At 70.2% G+C, this 16,995-nt stretch carries 14 protein-coding genes and 1 pseudogene; 9 read left to right on the top strand and 6 right to left on the bottom strand.

Features of this window, described 5'->3' with window-relative positions:
* The first annotated feature begins 46 nt into the window (after nt 1-46).
* Complete coding sequence (gene mutM / locus ACZ6ZQ_RS23120; protein WP_469770394.1) at nt 47-928, top strand: bifunctional DNA-formamidopyrimidine glycosylase/DNA-(apurinic or apyrimidinic site) lyase; 882 nt, start codon at nt 47-49, stop codon at nt 926-928.
* Here mutM and ACZ6ZQ_RS23115 read toward each other — a convergent pair.
* Both ACZ6ZQ_RS23115 and ACZ6ZQ_RS23110 read right to left on the bottom strand, forming a co-directional pair.
* Entirely contained in the window at nt 880-1,278 is a 399-nt protein-coding gene (locus ACZ6ZQ_RS23115) for a winged helix-turn-helix transcriptional regulator (RefSeq protein ID WP_469770393.1), read from the bottom strand. The genes mutM and ACZ6ZQ_RS23115 overlap by 49 nt on opposite strands.
* Before the next feature lie 112 nt (nt 1,279-1,390).
* Nucleotides 1,391-2,233 carry a CAP domain-containing protein gene (locus ACZ6ZQ_RS23110; protein WP_469770392.1) on the bottom strand — a complete coding sequence of 281 codons (843 nt, stop codon included), beginning with the start codon at nt 2,231-2,233 and terminating at the stop codon, nt 1,391-1,393.
* Between the two features lie 142 nt (nt 2,234-2,375).
* Between ACZ6ZQ_RS23110 and ACZ6ZQ_RS23105 the strand changes: the two genes are divergently transcribed.
* The 4 genes from ACZ6ZQ_RS23105 to ACZ6ZQ_RS23090 all read left to right on the top strand — a co-directional run bounded on the left by ACZ6ZQ_RS23105 (nt 2,376) and on the right by ACZ6ZQ_RS23090 (nt 8,857).
* Nucleotides 2,376-2,657, top strand: a complete 282-nt coding sequence (locus ACZ6ZQ_RS23105; RefSeq protein WP_453665913.1) for an acylphosphatase — start codon at nt 2,376-2,378, stop codon at nt 2,655-2,657.
* Between the two features lie 379 nt (nt 2,658-3,036).
* Nucleotides 3,037-3,255, top strand: coding sequence for a hypothetical protein (locus ACZ6ZQ_RS23100; protein WP_453665914.1), 219 nt, complete (start codon nt 3,037-3,039; stop codon nt 3,253-3,255).
* Between the two features lie 174 nt (nt 3,256-3,429).
* A complete protein-coding gene (gene smc, locus ACZ6ZQ_RS23095; protein WP_469770391.1) occupies nt 3,430-7,089 on the top strand; it encodes a chromosome segregation protein SMC in 3,660 nt (1,219 codons plus the stop codon).
* Between the two features lie 343 nt (nt 7,090-7,432).
* Nucleotides 7,433-8,857, top strand: coding sequence for a sugar porter family MFS transporter (locus ACZ6ZQ_RS23090; RefSeq protein WP_469770390.1), 1,425 nt, complete (start codon nt 7,433-7,435; stop codon nt 8,855-8,857).
* 40 nt (nt 8,858-8,897) lie between these two features.
* Here the strand turns inward: ACZ6ZQ_RS23090 and ACZ6ZQ_RS23085 are convergent, their stop codons facing one another.
* The 3 genes and pseudogenes from ACZ6ZQ_RS23085 to ACZ6ZQ_RS23075 all read right to left on the bottom strand — a co-directional run.
* On the bottom strand, nt 8,898-9,869 hold the full coding sequence (locus tag ACZ6ZQ_RS23085) for an LLM class flavin-dependent oxidoreductase (protein WP_469770389.1): 972 nt from the start codon (nt 9,867-9,869) through the stop codon (nt 8,898-8,900).
* Between the two features lie 60 nt (nt 9,870-9,929).
* A complete protein-coding gene (locus ACZ6ZQ_RS23080; protein ID WP_469770388.1) occupies nt 9,930-10,250 on the bottom strand; it encodes a hypothetical protein in 321 nt (106 codons plus the stop codon).
* A 200-nt stretch (nt 10,251-10,450) separates the two neighbouring features.
* Nucleotides 10,451-10,678 (bottom strand): annotated as a pseudogene (locus tag ACZ6ZQ_RS23075) (cytosine permease); the annotation flags it as partial.
* A 260-nt stretch (nt 10,679-10,938) separates the two neighbouring features.
* Between ACZ6ZQ_RS23075 and ftsY the strand changes: the two are divergent.
* On the top strand, nt 10,939-12,162 hold the full coding sequence (gene ftsY, locus ACZ6ZQ_RS23070) for a signal recognition particle-docking protein FtsY (protein ID WP_469770387.1): 1,224 nt from the start codon (nt 10,939-10,941) through the stop codon (nt 12,160-12,162).
* Nucleotides 12,163-12,372: 210 nt separating this feature from the next.
* On the opposite strand, the gene ACZ6ZQ_RS23065 is transcribed toward ftsY, so the two are convergent.
* Nucleotides 12,373-13,035 (bottom strand): bifunctional DNA primase/polymerase, encoded by a 663-nt coding sequence (locus ACZ6ZQ_RS23065; protein ID WP_469770386.1) that lies wholly within the window; start codon nt 13,033-13,035, stop codon nt 12,373-12,375.
* 429 nt (nt 13,036-13,464) lie between these two features.
* Here ACZ6ZQ_RS23065 and nsdA point away from each other — a divergent pair, with 429 nt between their 5' ends.
* The 3 genes from nsdA (at nt 13,465) to ACZ6ZQ_RS23050 (ending at nt 16,986) form a co-directional block, all read left to right on the top strand.
* Complete coding sequence (nsdA, locus tag ACZ6ZQ_RS23060; protein WP_469770385.1) at nt 13,465-14,940, top strand: transcriptional repressor NsdA; 1,476 nt, start codon at nt 13,465-13,467, stop codon at nt 14,938-14,940.
* Nucleotides 14,941-15,295: 355 nt separating this feature from the next.
* Nucleotides 15,296-16,651 carry an ammonium transporter gene (locus ACZ6ZQ_RS23055; protein WP_469770384.1) on the top strand — a complete coding sequence of 452 codons (1,356 nt, stop codon included), beginning with the start codon at nt 15,296-15,298 and terminating at the stop codon, nt 16,649-16,651.
* Complete coding sequence (locus ACZ6ZQ_RS23050) at nt 16,648-16,986, top strand: P-II family nitrogen regulator (protein WP_242330074.1); 339 nt, start codon at nt 16,648-16,650, stop codon at nt 16,984-16,986. Before ACZ6ZQ_RS23055 ends, ACZ6ZQ_RS23050 begins: the two co-directional genes overlap by 4 nt.
* Nucleotides 16,987-16,995: the final 9 nt, after the last annotated feature.

Here is a 16,995-nt window from a genome sequence, read left to right as displayed (position 1 = left end):
GGCGGTACGCTGCGGGCGTTGATTCGTACAGTTCCGGAGGAGACCCGTGCCCGAGCTGCCCGAGGTCGAAGTCGTACGGCGTGGGCTCGAAACCTGGGTCGCCGGGCGGACCGTCGCCGAGGTGGAGGTGCTGCACCCGCGTGCCGTGCGCCGGCACCTCGGCGGGGGCGAGGACTTCGCGGCGCGACTCAAGGGGCAGCGGATCGGGGCCGCCCGGCGCCGCGGCAAGTACCTCTGGCTGCCCCTGGAGGACAGTGGCGCCGCCGTGCTCGGACACCTGGGGATGAGCGGTCAGCTGCTGGTCCAGCCGGAGGCCGCCTCGGACGAGAAGCATCTGCGCATACGGATCCGCTTCACCGACGACCTGGGCACCGAGCTCCGCTTCGTCGACCAGCGCACCTTCGGCGGGCTTTCGCTGCACGACACCACCCCCGACGGCCTGCCGGACGCCATCGCGCACATCGCCCGGGACCCGCTCGACTCCCGGTTCGACGACGCCGCCTTCCAGACCGCCCTGCGCCTGCGGCGTACGACGGTCAAGCGCGCGCTGCTCGACCAGTCCCTGATCAGCGGCGTCGGCAACATCTACGCCGACGAGGCCCTGTGGCGCGCCAAGCTGCACTACGACCGGCCGACCGCGAGCCTGACCCGTCCGCGCGCCGCCGAGCTGCTCGGCCATGTACGGGACGTCATGAACGCCGCCCTCGCCGTCGGCGGCACCAGCTTCGACAGCCTCTATGTCAATGTGAACGGCGAGTCCGGGTACTTCGACAGGTCACTGGACGCGTACGGGCGCGAGGACGAGCCGTGCCGCCGCTGCGGCACACCGATGCGCCGGCGCCCCTGGATGAACCGGTCCAGCTACTTCTGCCCGCGCTGTCAGCGCCCGCCGCGCCCGGCCCGTTCGTTGCCGCGCGTCCCGTCGTAACGCTCACGCGCCGCCAGTACGTCGGGCATCCGCCCCTCCACCAGCTGGATCAGAGCGAGCAGCCGCTGGGCCACCTCGCGCCCCAGCGGCGTCAGTTCGTAGTCGACCCGCGGCGGATTGGTGTGCTGCGCCTCGCGCAGGACGAGCCCGTCCCGCTCCAGCGCGTGCAGCGTCTGCGAGAGCATCTTCTCGCTCACGCCGTCGACGCGCCGCCGGAGCTCGTTGAAGCGGAAGCTCCCGTCGTGCAGGGCGCCGAGCGTCAGGGCGCCCCAACGGCCGGTCACATGCTCCAGCGTGCCGCGCGACTCGCACTTCCGCGAGAACACGTCGAAGGCGATGTCGTGGTCCATGCGGCACACCCTACGCCGCAGCGCTTACCGCAGGGTTGCGCTTCCCTTGAGTCAGCCCGTCAGCCCGCGAGCCCCGTCAGCCCGCAGGCCCGGCCGCCGGACGGTCTCCGGCTCAGAAGCCGAAGTCCTGCGTCCACCACGGGCCGCCCTCGGCGAAGGACACGCCCACGCCGAGGGTCCTGTACTCGCAGTTGAGTATGTTCGCGCGGTGGCCGTCGCTGTTCATCCAGGAGTTCATGACCGTCCGGGCGTCGGCCTGCCCACGGGCGATGTTCTCGGCACCCAGCCCGCTGACACCGGCCTGCGCGGCCCGGTCCCACGGCGTGTCCCCGTCCGGGTCGGTGTGGTCGAAGAAGCCGCGCCCCGCCATGTCCTCGCTGAAGGCGCCGGCGAGCGCACCGAGTGAGGCGTCCGCGCGCACCGGGCTGCAGCCCACCTTCGCGCGCTCCTCGTTGACGAGGTCCAGTACCTGGGCCTCCACCGCGGCCTCGCCGGTCGGCGCCTTGATGCGGGACGGCTTGGCAGGGGCCTGCGAAGCCTCGCGCTCCGGGGTCCTGGTCTGCTTCTCCGGCGCCTTCGTCTCACGGGCCACCGGCTTCTTCGCCTCGGTCTCCTTCGGCCGCGGCGTCTTCTTGGACGGCGTCGCGGACGCCTTGCCGGACGTCGAGGAGGCGCCCTTCGAGGGGGCCGCCGCGCGCTCGGGGGCACGGCTCACCGTGGCGGAAGGACGGTCGGACGGGGTGGCGGAGGCGCCGCCCTGGGCGTTCAGCTGGCCTGCGCGCTCGGCGTGCACCTGCCGGTCGCTGGCGCTCTCGCCTCCCAGGGTGAAGGTGTCGCCGCCCGGCAGCAGACCGGATGCCACGGCCACGGCGCCCACCGCCATGGCAGCGGAGGCTCCGAGCAGTCCGGTGCGTACGGGCACTGCGGCCCGCTTCTTCCGGCGGTGGCGTCCCATCCGCTCGTCCTTTCTTCCTCGACGTCAAACTCGACAGCATGTGATCTCACCCGAACGAGTGAGGCTCATTGGGTGGCGACTGTACGCGAGAACAAGTGAGGGCGATGTGATGCGAAAGGAATTGGCCCGTTAGCTTGCGTGCATGAATGAACATGCACGGCTCACCGCCTGGGTGCGCGGCCGAGTACAGGGAGTGGGCTTCCGCTGGTTCACCAGGGCAAACGCTTTGGAGATCGGCTGCCTCAACGGCTTCGCCCTCAATCTCGACGACGGCCGGGTGCAGATTGTGGCCGAGGGGCCACGTGAGAATTGCCACCGTCTGCTCGACTGGCTCCGCTCTTCCGACACGCCCGGCAGTGTCGACGGCGTCACCGAGATCTGGGGCGATCCGCGCGGGGGCTACGAGGGATTCGCGATCCGCTGATCGAGCCCGGATCGGCGGCCACGCGATGTGTTCAGATGACTGCCGCGAGCACGCATGTTCGGTGGGAATGGCCTGGTGGTTGCCAATAACGGTCCTGCCGTGCCAGGCTGCCGCAGTAAGGATGATCTCCACGCCCCCAGGGCCCCATTGGAGAGCCGCCGCCGTGGGTTTTCGGCCGCGCGCCCCAGGGTGCCCGTGGATACGGGGTGTGATCGTGTTGACCGTCAAACTTTTTGGTGAGACGCTGGAAGCCCCGCGCACCTTAGCTGTTTGGCAGTACGAACCGCAGTGAGAACAAGCGCTGCCGAGCACCGCGGGTGCGAATCCCTCACGACCCACACCGCATCGGTCGGTCACTCAGTGTGGAGGACCATCCATCATGGCAAAGGCGCTTCTCGGTTACGTCGGCGGTTCCGACCCGCGACTCCTCGCCGAGATGCGACGGCTTCAGCAGCGCGTCCAGGATCTGGAATCCGAGCTCGTACGGATCCAGTCCGAGAACGACGCGCTGAGCGCTGCCGCCGCACAGCACCATGGCGAGTCGCTGCTCCAAGGCATCGACATCGACGTACCCAAGGGCGAGCCGGCACTCACCTGATCACAGCCCCCCGTGGGGTCAGGTGAGAAACACTCTCGCAAGGCAGGTATGCATGCAAGGGACGCTTCGGCGTCCCTTCTTTCTTTGTTTCCTGGCTGTAGGGCTTCCGTTACCGTCTGATGTGCCCTGCATATTCATGGGTGAAACCGAAAGCGAAGGGTAGAGTCCGGCGGCGTGCACCTCAAGGCCCTGACCCTCCGCGGGTTCAAATCCTTCGCCTCCGCCACGACGCTGCGTTTCGAGCCCGGAATCACCTGCGTCGTGGGACCGAACGGCTCCGGCAAGTCCAATGTCGTGGACGCGCTGTCCTGGGTCATGGGTGAACAAGGGGCGAAATCCCTGCGCGGCGGCAAGATGGAGGACGTCATCTTCGCGGGCACGACCGGGCGGCCGCCGCTCGGCCGCGCCGAGGTGTCCCTCACGATCGACAACTCCGACGGGGCGCTGCCGATCGAATACGCCGAGGTCACCATCACGCGGATCATGTTCCGCAACGGTGGCAGCGAATACCAGATCAACGGCGACACATGCCGGCTGCTGGACATTCAGGAACTGCTCTCCGACTCGGGTATCGGGCGCGAGATGCACGTCATCGTCGGGCAGGGGCAACTCGACTCGGTCCTGCACGCGGACCCCATGGGGCGCCGGGCGTTCATCGAGGAGGCCGCGGGCGTTCTCAAGCACCGCAAACGGAAAGAGAAGGCGCTGCGGAAGCTGGACGCGATGCAGGCCAATCTCGCGCGAGTCCAGGACCTGACCGATGAGCTCCGGCGTCAGCTCAAGCCGCTGGGACGACAGGCCGCGGTGGCGCGGCGGGCCGCCGTCATCCAGGCCGATCTGCGCGACGCCAGGCTGCGGCTGCTCGCCGACGATCTCGTACGGATGCGCGAGGCTCTCAGGTCCGAGGTCGCCGACGAGGCCGCGCTGAAGCAGCGCAAGGAGGCAGCCGAGGCGGAGCTGCGGGCGGCCCAGACGCGCGAGGCGGAGCTGGAGGACGAGGTACGCCGGCTGGCGCCGCGGCTGCAGCGGGCGCAGCAGACCTGGTACGAACTGTCCCAGCTGGCCGAGCGGGTGCGCGGCACGGTCTCGCTGGCCGAGGCCCGGGTGAAGAGCGCGACGTCCGCGCCGGCGGAGGAGCGGCGCGGCCGCGACCCCGAGGACATGGAGCGCGAGGCCGCCCGGATCCGCGAGCAGGAGGCGGAGCTGGAGGCCGCGCTGGAGGCGGCCGAGCGCGCGCTGGAGGACACCGTCGCGCATCGCGCCGAACTGGAGCGCGAGCTGGCGGTCGAGGAGCGCCGGCTGAAGGACCTCGCACGGGCGATCGCCGACCGCAGGGAGGGGCTCGCCAGGCTGAACGGACAGGTGAACGCGGCCCGTTCGCGTGCGGCGTCGGCTCAGGCGGAGATCGGTCGGCTGGCCGCGGCCCGCGACGAGGCGCAGGATCGCGCGGTCGCGGCCCAGGAGGAGTACGAGCAGCTCAAGGCCGAGGTCGACGGGCTGGACGCGGACGACTCCGCGTTGGCCGGCCGGCACGATGCCGCCAAGCAGGAACTGGCCGAGGCGGAGGCGGCGTTGTCCGCCGCACGTGAGGCGGCCACCGCCGCGGAACGCAAACGCGCTGCCCTGGCCGCCCGCCACGAGGCCCTCGCCCAGGGCCTGCGCCGCAAGGACGGCACGGGCGCGCTGCTCTCGGCCAGGGACACGCTCTCCGGCCTCCTCGGCCCCGCCGCCGAACTCCTCACGGTCACCCCGGGCTACGAGATCCCCGTCGCGGCCGCTCTCGGCGCGGCCGCGGACGCCGTCGTGGTACGCGATCCCGCCACCGCCGCGGAAGCGATCCGCCTCCTGCGCAAGCAGGACGCGGGCCGCGCGTCCCTGCTCCTGTCCGTGCCGGCGCAGGGCGCGGGCCCTGAGGCCGGGACTGCCGGTGCTGCGTCGTCCGCCCCCGTGGGGCAGAAGACCGAACCGGGCTCGGCATCCGTAGTGGTGCCCGGCCAGGCGACCGGTCCCGTCGTGACGGAGTCCGCCCGGGTCGTCGACCTGGTCCGAGGGCCCGCGGAGCTGATGCCCGCGGTGGAACGGCTCGTACGGGACATGGTGGTCGTCGGGACCCTGGAGGACGCCGAGGACCTGGTCCAGGCGCGGCCCGGACTGACCGCCGTCACCGCGGAAGGGGATGTACTGGGGGTGCACTTCGCGCACGGCGGGTCCGCGGGGGCGCCCAGCCTGCTGGAGGTGCAGGCAGCGGTCGACGAGGCGGCCGCCGAGCTGGCCGAGCTGGCCGTGCGGTGCGAGGAACTGGCCGTACACCAGCACGAGGCTGCAGAGCGGCGCACCGCGTGCGCCGGTCTCGTCGAGGAGCTGGGGGAGCGACGGCGGGCGGCCGAGAAGGAGAAGGCCGGTGTCGCCCAGCAGTTGGGGCGGCTCGCCGGGCAGGCGCGCGGGGCCGCGGGGGAGGCCGAGCGGACGGCCGCGGCTGCCGCCCGGGCCCAGGAGGCGCTGGAGAAAGCGCTGTACGAGGCTGAGGAGCTGGCCGAACGGCTCGCGGTCGCCGAGGAGAGCACCCCTTTCGGGGACGGGGAGGAGGAGCCGGACACCTCCGCGAGGGACCGGCTCGCGGCCGACGGTGCCAACGCCCGCCAGACCGAGATGGAGGCCCGCCTCCAGGTCCGTACGCACGAGGAGCGTGTGAAGGGGCTCGCGGGGCGTGCCGACTCCCTCGACCGCGGCGCGCGCGCCGAGCGTGAGGCACGGGCACGCGCCGAGCAGCGCCGTGCCCGGCTGCGCCACGAGGCGGCCGTCGCGGAAGCGGTGGCCAGTGGCGCACGCCAGCTCCTCGCGCACGTCGAGGTGTCCGTCGTCAGGGCCGAGCAGGAACGTGCCGCCGCAGAGGCCGCGAAGGCCGAGCGGGAACGCGAGCTGACGTCGGCCCGCGGCGAGGGCCGGGACCTCAAGAGCGAGCTCGACAAGCTCACCGACTCCGTCCACCGCGGCGAGGTCCTCGGCGCCGAGAAGCGGCTGCGCATCGAGCAGTTGGAGACGAAGGCCCTGGAGGAACTGGGCGTCGAGCCCGCGGGCCTGGTCTCCGAGTACGGCCCGGACCAGCTCGTACCGCCGTCGCCGCCCGCCGAGGGCGAGGACCTCCCGGAGGACCCGGAGCATCCGCGCAACCAGCCGCGGCCGTTCGTCCGCGCCGAGCAGGAGAAGCGGCTCAAATCCGCCGAACGGGCGTATCAGCAGCTCGGAAAGGTGAATCCGCTCGCCCTCGAGGAGTTCGCGGCGCTGGAGGAACGGCACAAGTTCCTCTCCGAGCAGCTCGAAGACCTGAAGAAGACCCGTGCCGACCTCCTTCAGGTCGTCAAGGAGGTCGACGAGCGCGTCGAGCAGGTGTTCACGGAGGCGTACCGGGACACCGCGCGCGAGTTCGAGGGTGTCTTCTCGCGGCTCTTCCCCGGCGGCGAGGGCCGGCTCATTCTGACTGACCCCGACAACATGCTCACCACGGGTGTGGACGTCGAGGCCCGCCCGCCCGGCAAGAAGGTCAAGCGGCTTTCGCTGCTGTCCGGCGGCGAGCGTTCGCTGACCGCCGTGGCGATGCTGGTCTCGATCTTCAAGGCCCGGCCGAGCCCGTTCTATGTCATGGACGAGGTCGAGGCGGCGCTCGACGACACCAACCTCCAGCGGCTGATCCGGATCATGCAGGAGCTCCAGGAGAGCTCCCAGCTGATCGTGATCACGCACCAGAAGCGGACCATGGAGGTCGCGGACGCGCTGTACGGCGTGTCCATGCAGGGCGATGGTGTGTCCAAGGTCATCAGCCAGCGTCTTCGCTGACCCGGAGCCCGGAGCCCGGAGCCCGGAGCCCGGAGCCCGGAGCCCGGAGCCCGGAGCCCGGAGCCCGGAGCCCGGAGCCCGGAGCCCGGATCCCGGAGCGGCCGGCCGCAGCCGACGGGAACGCACGGCTCAGCTTCCAGCTGGATCTTCAAAGGTTGTACACAACACTCTGACGTCATCGTTGCATGCGCATCATAGTCCGCGTCTTGACTTCGAAACTTGAAGGAATAGTCTCTGCAACGTTGCTTTTACCTTCAAGTGGTGGGCGGCGGCATGTTGTGCGCCACTGGAAGGGCTCGCCCCCCACGCCCGGCGTCGCTGCCGGGCGGCCCCAGGAGTACACGTGACCAGCACAGAGCAGGTGTCGCCCGAAGGCCGTAAGGCCCGGCCGGAACACCTCAGCCACGTCATCTTCATCGCGGCGGCGGCCGCGATGGGCGGCTTCCTGTTCGGCTACGACAGCGCGGTGATCAACGGTGCTGTCGTGGCGATCCGGGACCGCTTCGCGGTCAGCTCCGAGGCCCTGGCCCAGGTCATCGCTGCCGCGCTGATCGGCTGCGCCATCGGCGCCGCGACCGCCGGCCGGATCGCCGACCGCATCGGCCGGATCCGCGTCATGCAGATCGCCGCCGTGCTGTTCATCGCGAGCGCGCTCGGTTCCGCGATGCCGTTCGCCCTCTGGGACCTCGCCATGTGGCGGGTCATCGGTGGCATCGCCATCGGTATGGCCTCGGTCATCGCCCCGGCCTACATCGCCGAGGTCTCCCCGCCCGTGTACCGCGGCCGACTCGCCTCCTTCCAGCAGGCCGCCATCGTCACCGGAATCGCCGTCTCGCAGCTGGTCAATTTCGGCATCCTCAGCCTCGCGGGCGGTGACCAGCGCGGCAAGATCGGTGGCTTCGAGGCCTGGCAGTGGATGCTCGGCGTCATGGTCGTCCCGGCCCTGATCTACGGACTGCTCTCCTTCGTCATCCCCGAGTCGCCGCGCTATCTGATCTCCGTCGGCCGAGTCGACCAGGCCCGCAAGGTGCTCCGCGACGTCGAGGGCAAGCAGGTGAACCTGGACACCCGGGTCGCCGAGATCGAACAGAACATGCGGCACGAGCAGAAGCCCTCGTTCAAGGACCTGCTGGGTGGCAAGTTCCTCTTCCTGCCGATCGTCTGGATCGGCATCGGCCTCTCCGTCTTCCAGCAGCTGGTCGGCATCAACGTGATCTTCTACTACAGCTCCTCGCTGTGGCAGTCGGTCGGCATCAACCCCGAGAGCTCGTTCCTCTACTCCTTCGAGACGTCCATCGTGAACATCGTCGGCACGGTGATCGCGATGCTCCTCGTCGACCGGATCGGCCGCAAGCCGCTCGCGCTCATCGGCTCCGCCGGCATGGCGATCTCGCTGGGTCTGGCCGCCTGGGCGTTCTCGTACAAGACCGAGACCGGAGGGGTGGTCTCGCTGCCCAGCCTTCAGGGCACGGTCGCCCTCTTCGCCGCCAACTTCTTCGTGCTGTTCTTCGCCCTGTCCTGGGGCGTCGTGGTGTGGGTGCTGCTCGGCGAGATGTTCCCCGGCAAGATCCGCGCCGCCGCGCTGGGTGTCGCCGCCTCGGCCCAGTGGATCGCCAACTGGCTGATCACCGTGACCTTCCCGTCCCTCTCGGACTGGAACCTGTCGGGCGCCTACGTCATCTACACATGCTTCGCCGTGCTCTCGATTCCGTTCATCCTCAAGTGGGTGCCGGAGACGAAGGGCAAGGCGTTGGAGGAGATGGGCTAATCCCCGCTGCCCCTCTCCTCGCACCCGGAACTGCCCCGGCTCAGTCCTTGAGCCGGGGCAGTACCTGTTCGCAGAAGAGATGGACGCTGCGCCAGCCCTCGTCGACCGGCATCCCGCCGCACAGCGGATGCAGTACGAGACTGTCGGCGCCCAGGGACAGGCACTCGTCCGGTGTCACCACCCGGTACACCCCCTCCGCCCGGAGCTCCGCCACGGTCGTCGCCGCCGATTTCACAGCCGAACGGATGTCCCTGGACTGCCAGGAGGCGTACGTCCGCGCCTCGTGCAGGAAGTGCTCGCCGTACTGCGCCCAGGTCCGGTCCGGGTCCTCCGCGATGTGCAGCAGGGGTGTCGTCGCCGCCGGCATCATGCAGAAGCCGTCCGTCCCGTACTCCTCGCGCAGCTGGTGGTAGTACGCCTCCAGTTCGGGCAGATGCGCGCTCGGGAAGAACGGCAGACCGAGCCGGGCGGCGCGACGAGCCGCCGGTTTCGAGGAGCCGCCGACCAGCAGCATCGGATGCGGCTGGGTGTACGGACGCGGGGTGACCCGGACCGTACGCCCCTGATGGGTGAACTCCTCGCCGGTCCAGGCCGCGAGCAGGGTGTCCAGCAGCTCGTCCTGGAGCGCGCCGCGCCGCTTCCAGTCGACGCCGTGCGCGGCGTACTCCTCGGGCCGGTAGCCGATGCCGGCGACCGTGACCAGCCGTCCCTTGCTCAGCAGATCGAGTACGGCGATGTCCTCGGCGAGCCGCAGGGGATCGTGCAGCGGGCCGATGACCGCGGAGACGGTGACCGCGATCCGGCGGGTCGCACCGAACACCGCGCCCGCGAAGGCGAAGGGGGACGGCAGCCAGTTGTTCGCGGCGCCGTGGTGCTCCTCAGTCTGGACCGTGTCGACGCCGCGGTCGTCGGTGTACGCCGCCATCTCGAGGGCGGCCCGGTAGCGGGCCGCCAGGGACTCGGGGGTCGCCGCGGGGTCGACGAGGTTGAACCGTACGACTGTGAAGGCCATGACGAGCCGTCCCCCTCCGTCGGGTGCCGGTAGCGGAGGGGGACGATAGCTGACGTGGCGTCAGATGGAAACGGTCGCGGGCTCGTGCTCTTCCGCGGGCTCGGTGGTGGGCGCCGTGGCCTTCGACTGCGGCAGCGCGGCATACAGCGCCGCCGCGGCGACGATCGTCGCCGCCCGGCCCAGGCCGTTCACGCCGACCCGGGACGAAGCCGGCGGGCCCGCGAACCAGTCGACCTTGGTAAAGAGCAGACCCCAGCCGATGCCGCCGGCCGCGATGGTGCCGATCCCGCGATCATCATCTCGGTCGATCCCGTCGGCTTGCCGAAGACGCCCGACCGGTCGGTGTGCGTGACCGGATGGCCCAGGACGAGCGGTCAGCATGGCGTAGGCGCCGGTGACCGCGTTGATGGTCTCCTAGTGCCCCTCCCGGCAAGCTTTGCCCTGTCGCGCCGCCCGGCACGCACCCTCGCTGCGTTGGCCAAAAGCCCTGGTAGCTCCGCTACAAGGACTTCCGGCCGCCTTGCGATGGCACGCACCGGACGACGCTCCTTGACGGGCAAACATTGCCGGTCGCGGCACTAGCCCCGGCGGGCCACCCGGATGAGGGAACGGGGGAGGAGATTGCCGCGCCGGCCGAAGATCGCGCGGGAGAGCGCCGTACCGGGGGAGCCCCCGCGCTTTCGGGCGAGCGAGACGAGGCCGATGATCCCGTACGAGAGGACGGGCGCCGTGAGTCCGACGACCAGGACCTGCCAGAGGTTGAGGCCGTTGAAGACGATCAGGCCCGCGCCCATGGTGAGCAGCAGCAGCACGCTGCGCCGGCGATCGGCTCAGCCGACGACATGGGCCGAGCCGACCCCGGGTGCGCTGTGCGCACCGGACTGACCCGTACGGTTCGGTTCCGGGGTTCCGGTTCGGGTCTCCGATACCGGGTGGGTTGTGACTCCGCCCTCACGGGCTTCTCGCCGACACAAGGCCGGGCGGCGGACCAGCCCGGCCCGCAGGGACCGGCGCCCCCTGCCAGGAGAGCGAATGGTCAGGCGGCAGGTCACGCCATACTGGACACGTTATGGAATTCGTCATCCTTGCTGTAGTCATCGCTCTGGTCGCGGTCGGCGTGATCAGCGGGCTCGTGGTCAGCAGCCGCAAGAAGAAGCAGCTGCCGCCCTCGGCGCCGTCCAGCACGCCGACCATCACAGCTCCGCCCGCCGAGCCGCATGTCGGCGAGGAGGCGGAGACACCGCGGGAAGAACCACGCCGCACCATCGAGGAGGTCGACCTCCCCACGGCGGAGGAGGCCGTCGAGACCCCGGCCGCCGTCGAGGACCCGGTCGTCGCGGAGCCGGAGGCTCCCGCGATCGAGATCCCGGAGCCGACCGCGGGCCGTCTCGTGCGGCTGCGTGCGCGGCTGGCCCGCTCGCAGAACACGCTGGGCAAGGGTCTGCTCACACTGTTGTCGCGGGAGCATCTCGACGACGAGACGTGGGAGGAGATCGAGGACACGCTCCTCACCGCGGACGTCGGTGTCGCGCCGACGCAGGAGCTGGTGGAGCACCTGCGTGAGCGCGTGAAGGTGCTGGGGACGCGTACGCCGCAGGAGCTGCGGCGGCTGCTCCGCGATGAGCTGCTGAACCTCGTCGGCACCGACTTCGACCGGGTGGTGAACACGGAGAGCGATCTGGACACCCCGGGCATCGTCATGGTCGTCGGCGTCAACGGCACCGGCAAGACCACGACGACGGGCAAGCTGGCGCGGGTGCTGGTCGCCGACGGCAAGTCGGTGGTCCTCGGCGCGGCCGACACGTTCCGCGCCGCCGCGACGGATCAGCTGCAGACCTGGGGCGACCGGGTCGGCGCACGCACGGTCCGCGGTCCGGAGAACGGGGACCCGGCCTCGGTCGCGTACGACGCGGTCAAGGAGGGCATCGCGGAGGGCGCGGACGTCGTCCTCATCGACACGGCGGGCCGGCTGCACACGAAGACGGGCCTCATGGACGAGCTCGGCAAGGTCAAGCGCGTCGTCGAGAAGCACGGCCCACTGGACGAGGTCCTCCTCGTCCTCGACGCCACGACCGGTCAGAACGGCCTCGTCCAGGCCCGCGTCTTCGCCGAGGTGGTCGACATCACCGGCATCGTCCTCACCAAGCTCGACGGCACCGCCAAGGGTGGCATCGTCGTCGCCGTCCAGCGTGAACTCGGCGTTCCGGTCAAACTCGTCGGCCTCGGCGAGGGTCCGGACGACCTGGCGCCGTTCGAACCGGAAGCGTTCGTCGACGCCCTGATCGGAGACTAGTGTCCCTCCCGGCAAGCTTTGCCCTGTCGCGCAAACATTGCCGGTCACGGCACTAGGGAGATGGCCGGGGAGACCTCCGGGCCCCTGCCCCTCGGCCCCCGCTGCACGTAGTGCGGCGGGGGCCGAGACGTTGCGCTGCCCGCGGGGTTCGCGGCCGAGGGGCGTGGGGTGCCGCGCACCCCCGCGTTCACGGGCGGACGGGTGGGAGGGTCACACCGCTGTCGAGCGGTGGCAGATGTACGCCAGGGTGCCCAGCAGGAGGCGGGCCTGGGGTGGGGCGCACGCGGTGTCGAGGGTCGGGGGGCGGAGCCAGCGGGCAGGGCCCAGGCCGGCGTGGTCGGAGGGCGGGGCCGTGATGTGCGCGCCGCGGCCCAGGCAGTGGAGGTCGAGGTCCGCGTCGTCCCAGCCCATGCGGTACAGGAGCTCGGGGAGTTCGGACGCTGCCCCGGGGGCCACGAAGAACTGGGCGCGGCCCGTCGGCGTCGCGCTCACGGGGCCCAGTGGGAGGCCCATCCGCTCCAGCCGGACGAGGGCGCGCAGCCCGGCCGGCTCGGCGACGTCCAGGATGTCGAAGCCGCGGCCCACGGGCAGCAGGATCGAGGCTCCCGGCACCTCCGCCCATGTCTTCGTCACCTCGTCGAGCGTGGCGCCCGCCGGCACCTCGGACAAGTCCAGCGGATGCGCCCCCGGAGCTGTGCACGAGGAGTCACCGCAGGAGCACCGGCCGGCCGACGCCCTCGCGCCCGGGGCGACGTCCCAGCCCCACAGCCCTGTGTACTCGGCCACCGCTGTGCACTCTGTCGCGCGGCTGCGACGCCGTGAGCCGGGCCGGATCTCCCGGACCCCCCGGCTGCCGCCGATCGTGAAGCCCATGCCCCCTCCAACGTGTGAAGCTCGCCGGTGGTTACGACTTGGAGTCTGCCGGTCACACACCGTCGCCGTCGTTCCACCTCGCCGGCGCACAGTGTCGCTCCGGGTGGTGCGTCCGGGGCCGCGCGCCCTGGTGCGCAACGCTCCATCCGCTTCCTGATTGTCGTAGGTCAAGTGAATCGCGCCTGGCCTCAGGCGGGTTCATGTGCAGGGGTGGCGAATGGTGGCGTTTCTGGAATCGCCATGGCAGCACCCGTGATCGTAGGATTACTTTCAGTACACGAACCCGGGGAATTCTTCGCGCCCGTGGGTATGCCTGAGGCAACTCGGTTTCTCGTTCGATGGGTCGCGACATCCAGACACAGGGCCGTAACTCGCGGCATTCTGATACGGGTTCGCGCATCGGAAACATCAGTGGATGGGGGCGTTCCAGTGGACGGCAGCGGCGCAGGCGGTACGAACGCCGGCAAGCGCCCGAACGAGCAGCTGGGCTCGTGGTTCCTGCGCAGCGGCTGGTCGAAGGGCGAGCTCGCACGGCAAGTGAACCGCAGGGCACGCCAGATGGGCGCGCACCACATCAGCACAGACACTTCGCGAGTACGCAGGTGGCTCGACGGCGAGCAGCCGCGCGAGCCGATCCCGCGCATCCTCAGCGAGCTGTTCTCCGAGCGGTTCGGCAGCGTCGTCGCCATCGAGGACCTCGGGCTGCGCACGGCACACCAGTCACCCTCGGTGTCCGGAGTCGATCTCCCCTGGGCGGGACCGCAGACCGTCGCCCTGCTCAGCGAGTTCTCGCGCAGCGATCTGATGCTGGCCCGGCGCGGCTTCCTCGGGACCTCGCTCGCGCTGTCCGCCGGGCCCGCCCTCATCGAGCCGATGCAGCGCTGGCTCGTGCCTGCCCCGCCCGCGGACCCGGGGCCCCGGGAGTCCGCCGCGGCCGCCCGCCGCCCCTCCCGGCTCTCCAAGCCGGAGCTGGACCTGCTGGAGTCCACCACCGCGATGTTCCGCCAGTGGGACGCCCAGTGCGGCGGCGGACTGCGCCGCAAAGCGGTCGTCGGACAGCTCCACGAAGTGACCGACCTGCTTCAGGAGTCACAGCCCGAGGCCACCGCCAGGCGGCTGTACAGGTGCTCCGCCGAACTGGCCGAGCTGGCAGGCTGGATGAGCTACGACGTGGGCCTGCAGCCCACCGCTCAGAAGTACTTCGTCCTGGCGCTGCACGCCGCCAAGGAGGCCGGGGACAAGCCGCTCGGCTCGTACATCCTCTCCTCCATGAGCCGCCAGATGATCCACCTCGGCCGGCCCGACGACGCCCTGGAGCTCATCCATCTCGCGCAGTACGGCAGCCGCGACTGCGCGACCCCGCGCACCCAGTCGATGCTGTATGCGATGGAGGCCCGCGCGTACGCGAACATGGGCCAGCCCAGCAAGACCAAGCGGGCCGTCCGCATGGCCGAGGACACCTTCGCCGACGCGCTCGAAGCCGACGAGCCCGAGCCCGACTGGATCCGCTTCTTCTCCGAGGCCGAGCTCAACGGGGAGAACGCCCACTCGTACCGCGACCTCGCCTATGTCGCAGGCCGCAGCCCCACGTACGCCTCGCTCGCCGAGCCCGTCATGGAGCGTGCAGTCGATCTCTTCGGCGAGGACGACGAGCACCAGCGCTCGTATGCACTGAACCTGATCGGCATGGCCACGGTGCATCTGCTGAAGAGGGAGCCCGAACAGTCCACGCGCCTTGCCGAGCAGGCGCTGCACATCGCCAAGCGGGTCCGCTCCGAGCGGGTCAACACCCGGCTGCGCAAGACCGTCGACACGGCGGCCAGGGACTTCGGCGATATCGCCGAGGTCGCCCATCTCACCGATCTGCTCACCGCGCAGCTGCCGGAGACCGCCGAAGCGGTCTGATCCGGCCGTCCCCCGGGACCCCGGCGCGACGGTCACCCCGAACAGCCCGACTCGGCCCCCCACGCCAGGTCAGTCGGGTGACCGTCGCGACCGGCCGGCGTACTCGCCCGCGCTGTCCGCAGAGGGTACGCGCGTGATGTTCCCGTGACCCTCCAGTTCATCGGCGCGTAACACGCCCGACCTCTTCGTCACTGCGGCGAAACATCGTGCGGCATCGGCGGAAACCGTGGCGCGCCAACCTCATGGCGCATAACCGGCCGACTCCAAGAGGCAGCCGCACCGGATCAGCCGAACCGGTTGTCCAGCCGCACAGGCTCCCGCCCCGCACAGGCCGTACGACGACGAGGAGACGCCGATGCCCCCAGGCATCACGCTTGCCGCAGACGCACCTACGCTGTCTGCCGCCAACACCGGGTTCATGCTCATCTGCTCCGCGCTGGTGATGCTCATGACACCGGGCCTGGCCTTCTTCTACGGAGGCATGGTCCGCGTCAAGAGCACTCTCAACATGCTGATGATGAGCTTCATCAGCCTCGGGATCGTCACGATCCTGTGGGTGCTGTTCGGCTTCAGCCTCGCCTTCGGCACCGACTCCGGCTCCCTCATCGGCTGGTCCTCCGACTACGTCGGACTCAGCGGCATCGGGATCACCCAGCTCTGGGACGGCTACACCATCCCGGTGTACGTCTTCGCCGTCTTCCAGCTGATGTTCGCGATCATCACGCCCGCGCTGATCAGCGGCGCGCTGGCGGACCGGGTGAAGTTCACCGCCTGGGTCCTGTTCATCACGCTGTGGGTCACCGTCGTCTACTTCCCGGTCGCGCACTGGGTCTGGGGCGCGGGCGGCTGGCTCTTCGAGCTGGGCGTCATCGACTTCGCCGGCGGTACCGCCGTCCACATCAACGCCGGTGCCGCGGCGCTCGGCGTGATCCTCGTCATCGGCAAGCGCGTCGGCTTCAAGAAGGACCCGATGCGTCCGCACAGCCTGCCGCTGGTGATGCTCGGCGCCGGTCTGCTGTGGTTCGGCTGGTTCGGCTTCAACGCCGGCTCCTGGCTCGGCAACGACGACGGCGTCGGCGCGGTCATGTTCGTCAACACCCAGGTCGCCACCGCCGCCGCGATGCTCGCCTGGCTCGCCTACGAGAAGGTCCGCCACGGCTCCTTCACCACCCTCGGCGCCGCCTCCGGCGCGGTCGCGGGCCTCGTCGCCATCACCCCGTCCGGCGGCTCCTGCTCCCCGCTCGGCGCGATCGGTATCGGCGCCATCGCCGGCCTGCTGTGCGCCATGGCCGTCGGCCTCAAGTACAAGTTCGGCTACGACGACTCGCTCGACGTGGTCGGCGTCCACCTCGTCGGCGGTGTCGTCGGCTCCCTCCTGGTCGGCTTCTTCGCCACCGGCGGCGTCCAGTCCGACGCCAAGGGCCTCTTCTACGGCGGCGGATTCGACCAGCTCGGCAAGCAGGCCGTCGGTGTCTTCGCGGTCCTCGCCTACTCTCTGATCGTCTCCGCGATCCTTGCCTTCGTCCTCGACAAGACGATCGGTATGCGGGTCACCGAGGACGACGAGATCTCCGGCATCGACCAGGTCGAGCACGCCGAGACCGCGTACGACTTCAGCGGAGCGGGCGGCGGGGCCGGATCCCGCAAGGCAGCCCCCGCCCCCGTCGACACCGTGGCAGCAGCACCGAAGACCAAGAAGGTGGACGCATGAAGCTCATCACCGCAGTCGTCAAGCCGCACCGCCTGGACGAGATCAAGGAGGCCTTGCAAGCCTTCGGAATCCAGGGGCTCACGGTCACCGAGGCCAGCGGCTACGGACGGCAGCGCGGCCACACCGAGGTCTACCGCGGCGCCGAGTACACCGTCGACCTCGTCCCCAAGATCCGTATCGAGGTCCTGGTCGAGGACGATGACGCCGAACAGCTCATCGACGTGGTGGTGAAGGCCGCCAGGACCGGCAAGATCGGAGACGGCAAGGTGTGGAGCGTGCCGGTCGAGACCGCGGTCCGGGTACGGACCGGCGAACGCGGCCCGGACGCGCTGTAGACAGGAGTT

The organism is Streptomyces sp. NPDC053673 (assembly GCF_055585225.1).
Note: the sequence above shows the minus strand (reverse complement) of the source record. Positions and strands in the feature narration are given on the sequence as shown.

Coding starts and splice junctions, on each gene's coding strand:
- ACZ6ZQ_RS23050 (WP_242330074.1), top strand. CDS start 16,648: ATGAAGCTCATCACCGCAGTCGTCAAGCCGCACCGCCTGGACGAGATC.
- ACZ6ZQ_RS23055 (WP_469770384.1), top strand. CDS start 15,296: ATGCCCCCAGGCATCACGCTTGCCGCAGACGCACCTACGCTGTCTGCC.
- ACZ6ZQ_RS23110 (WP_469770392.1), bottom strand. CDS start 2,233: ATGGGACGCCACCGCCGGAAGAAGCGGGCCGCAGTGCCCGTACGCACC.
- ACZ6ZQ_RS23105 (WP_453665913.1), top strand. CDS start 2,376: ATGAATGAACATGCACGGCTCACCGCCTGGGTGCGCGGCCGAGTACAG.
- ACZ6ZQ_RS23115 (WP_469770393.1), bottom strand. CDS start 1,278: ATGGACCACGACATCGCCTTCGACGTGTTCTCGCGGAAGTGCGAGTCG.
- ftsY (WP_469770387.1), top strand. CDS start 10,939: ATGGAATTCGTCATCCTTGCTGTAGTCATCGCTCTGGTCGCGGTCGGC.
- ACZ6ZQ_RS23100 (WP_453665914.1), top strand. CDS start 3,037: ATGGCAAAGGCGCTTCTCGGTTACGTCGGCGGTTCCGACCCGCGACTC.
- ACZ6ZQ_RS23080 (WP_469770388.1), bottom strand. CDS start 10,250: ATGCTGACCGCTCGTCCTGGGCCATCCGGTCACGCACACCGACCGGTC.
- ACZ6ZQ_RS23085 (WP_469770389.1), bottom strand. CDS start 9,869: ATGGCCTTCACAGTCGTACGGTTCAACCTCGTCGACCCCGCGGCGACC.
- ACZ6ZQ_RS23065 (WP_469770386.1), bottom strand. CDS start 13,035: ATGGGCTTCACGATCGGCGGCAGCCGGGGGGTCCGGGAGATCCGGCCC.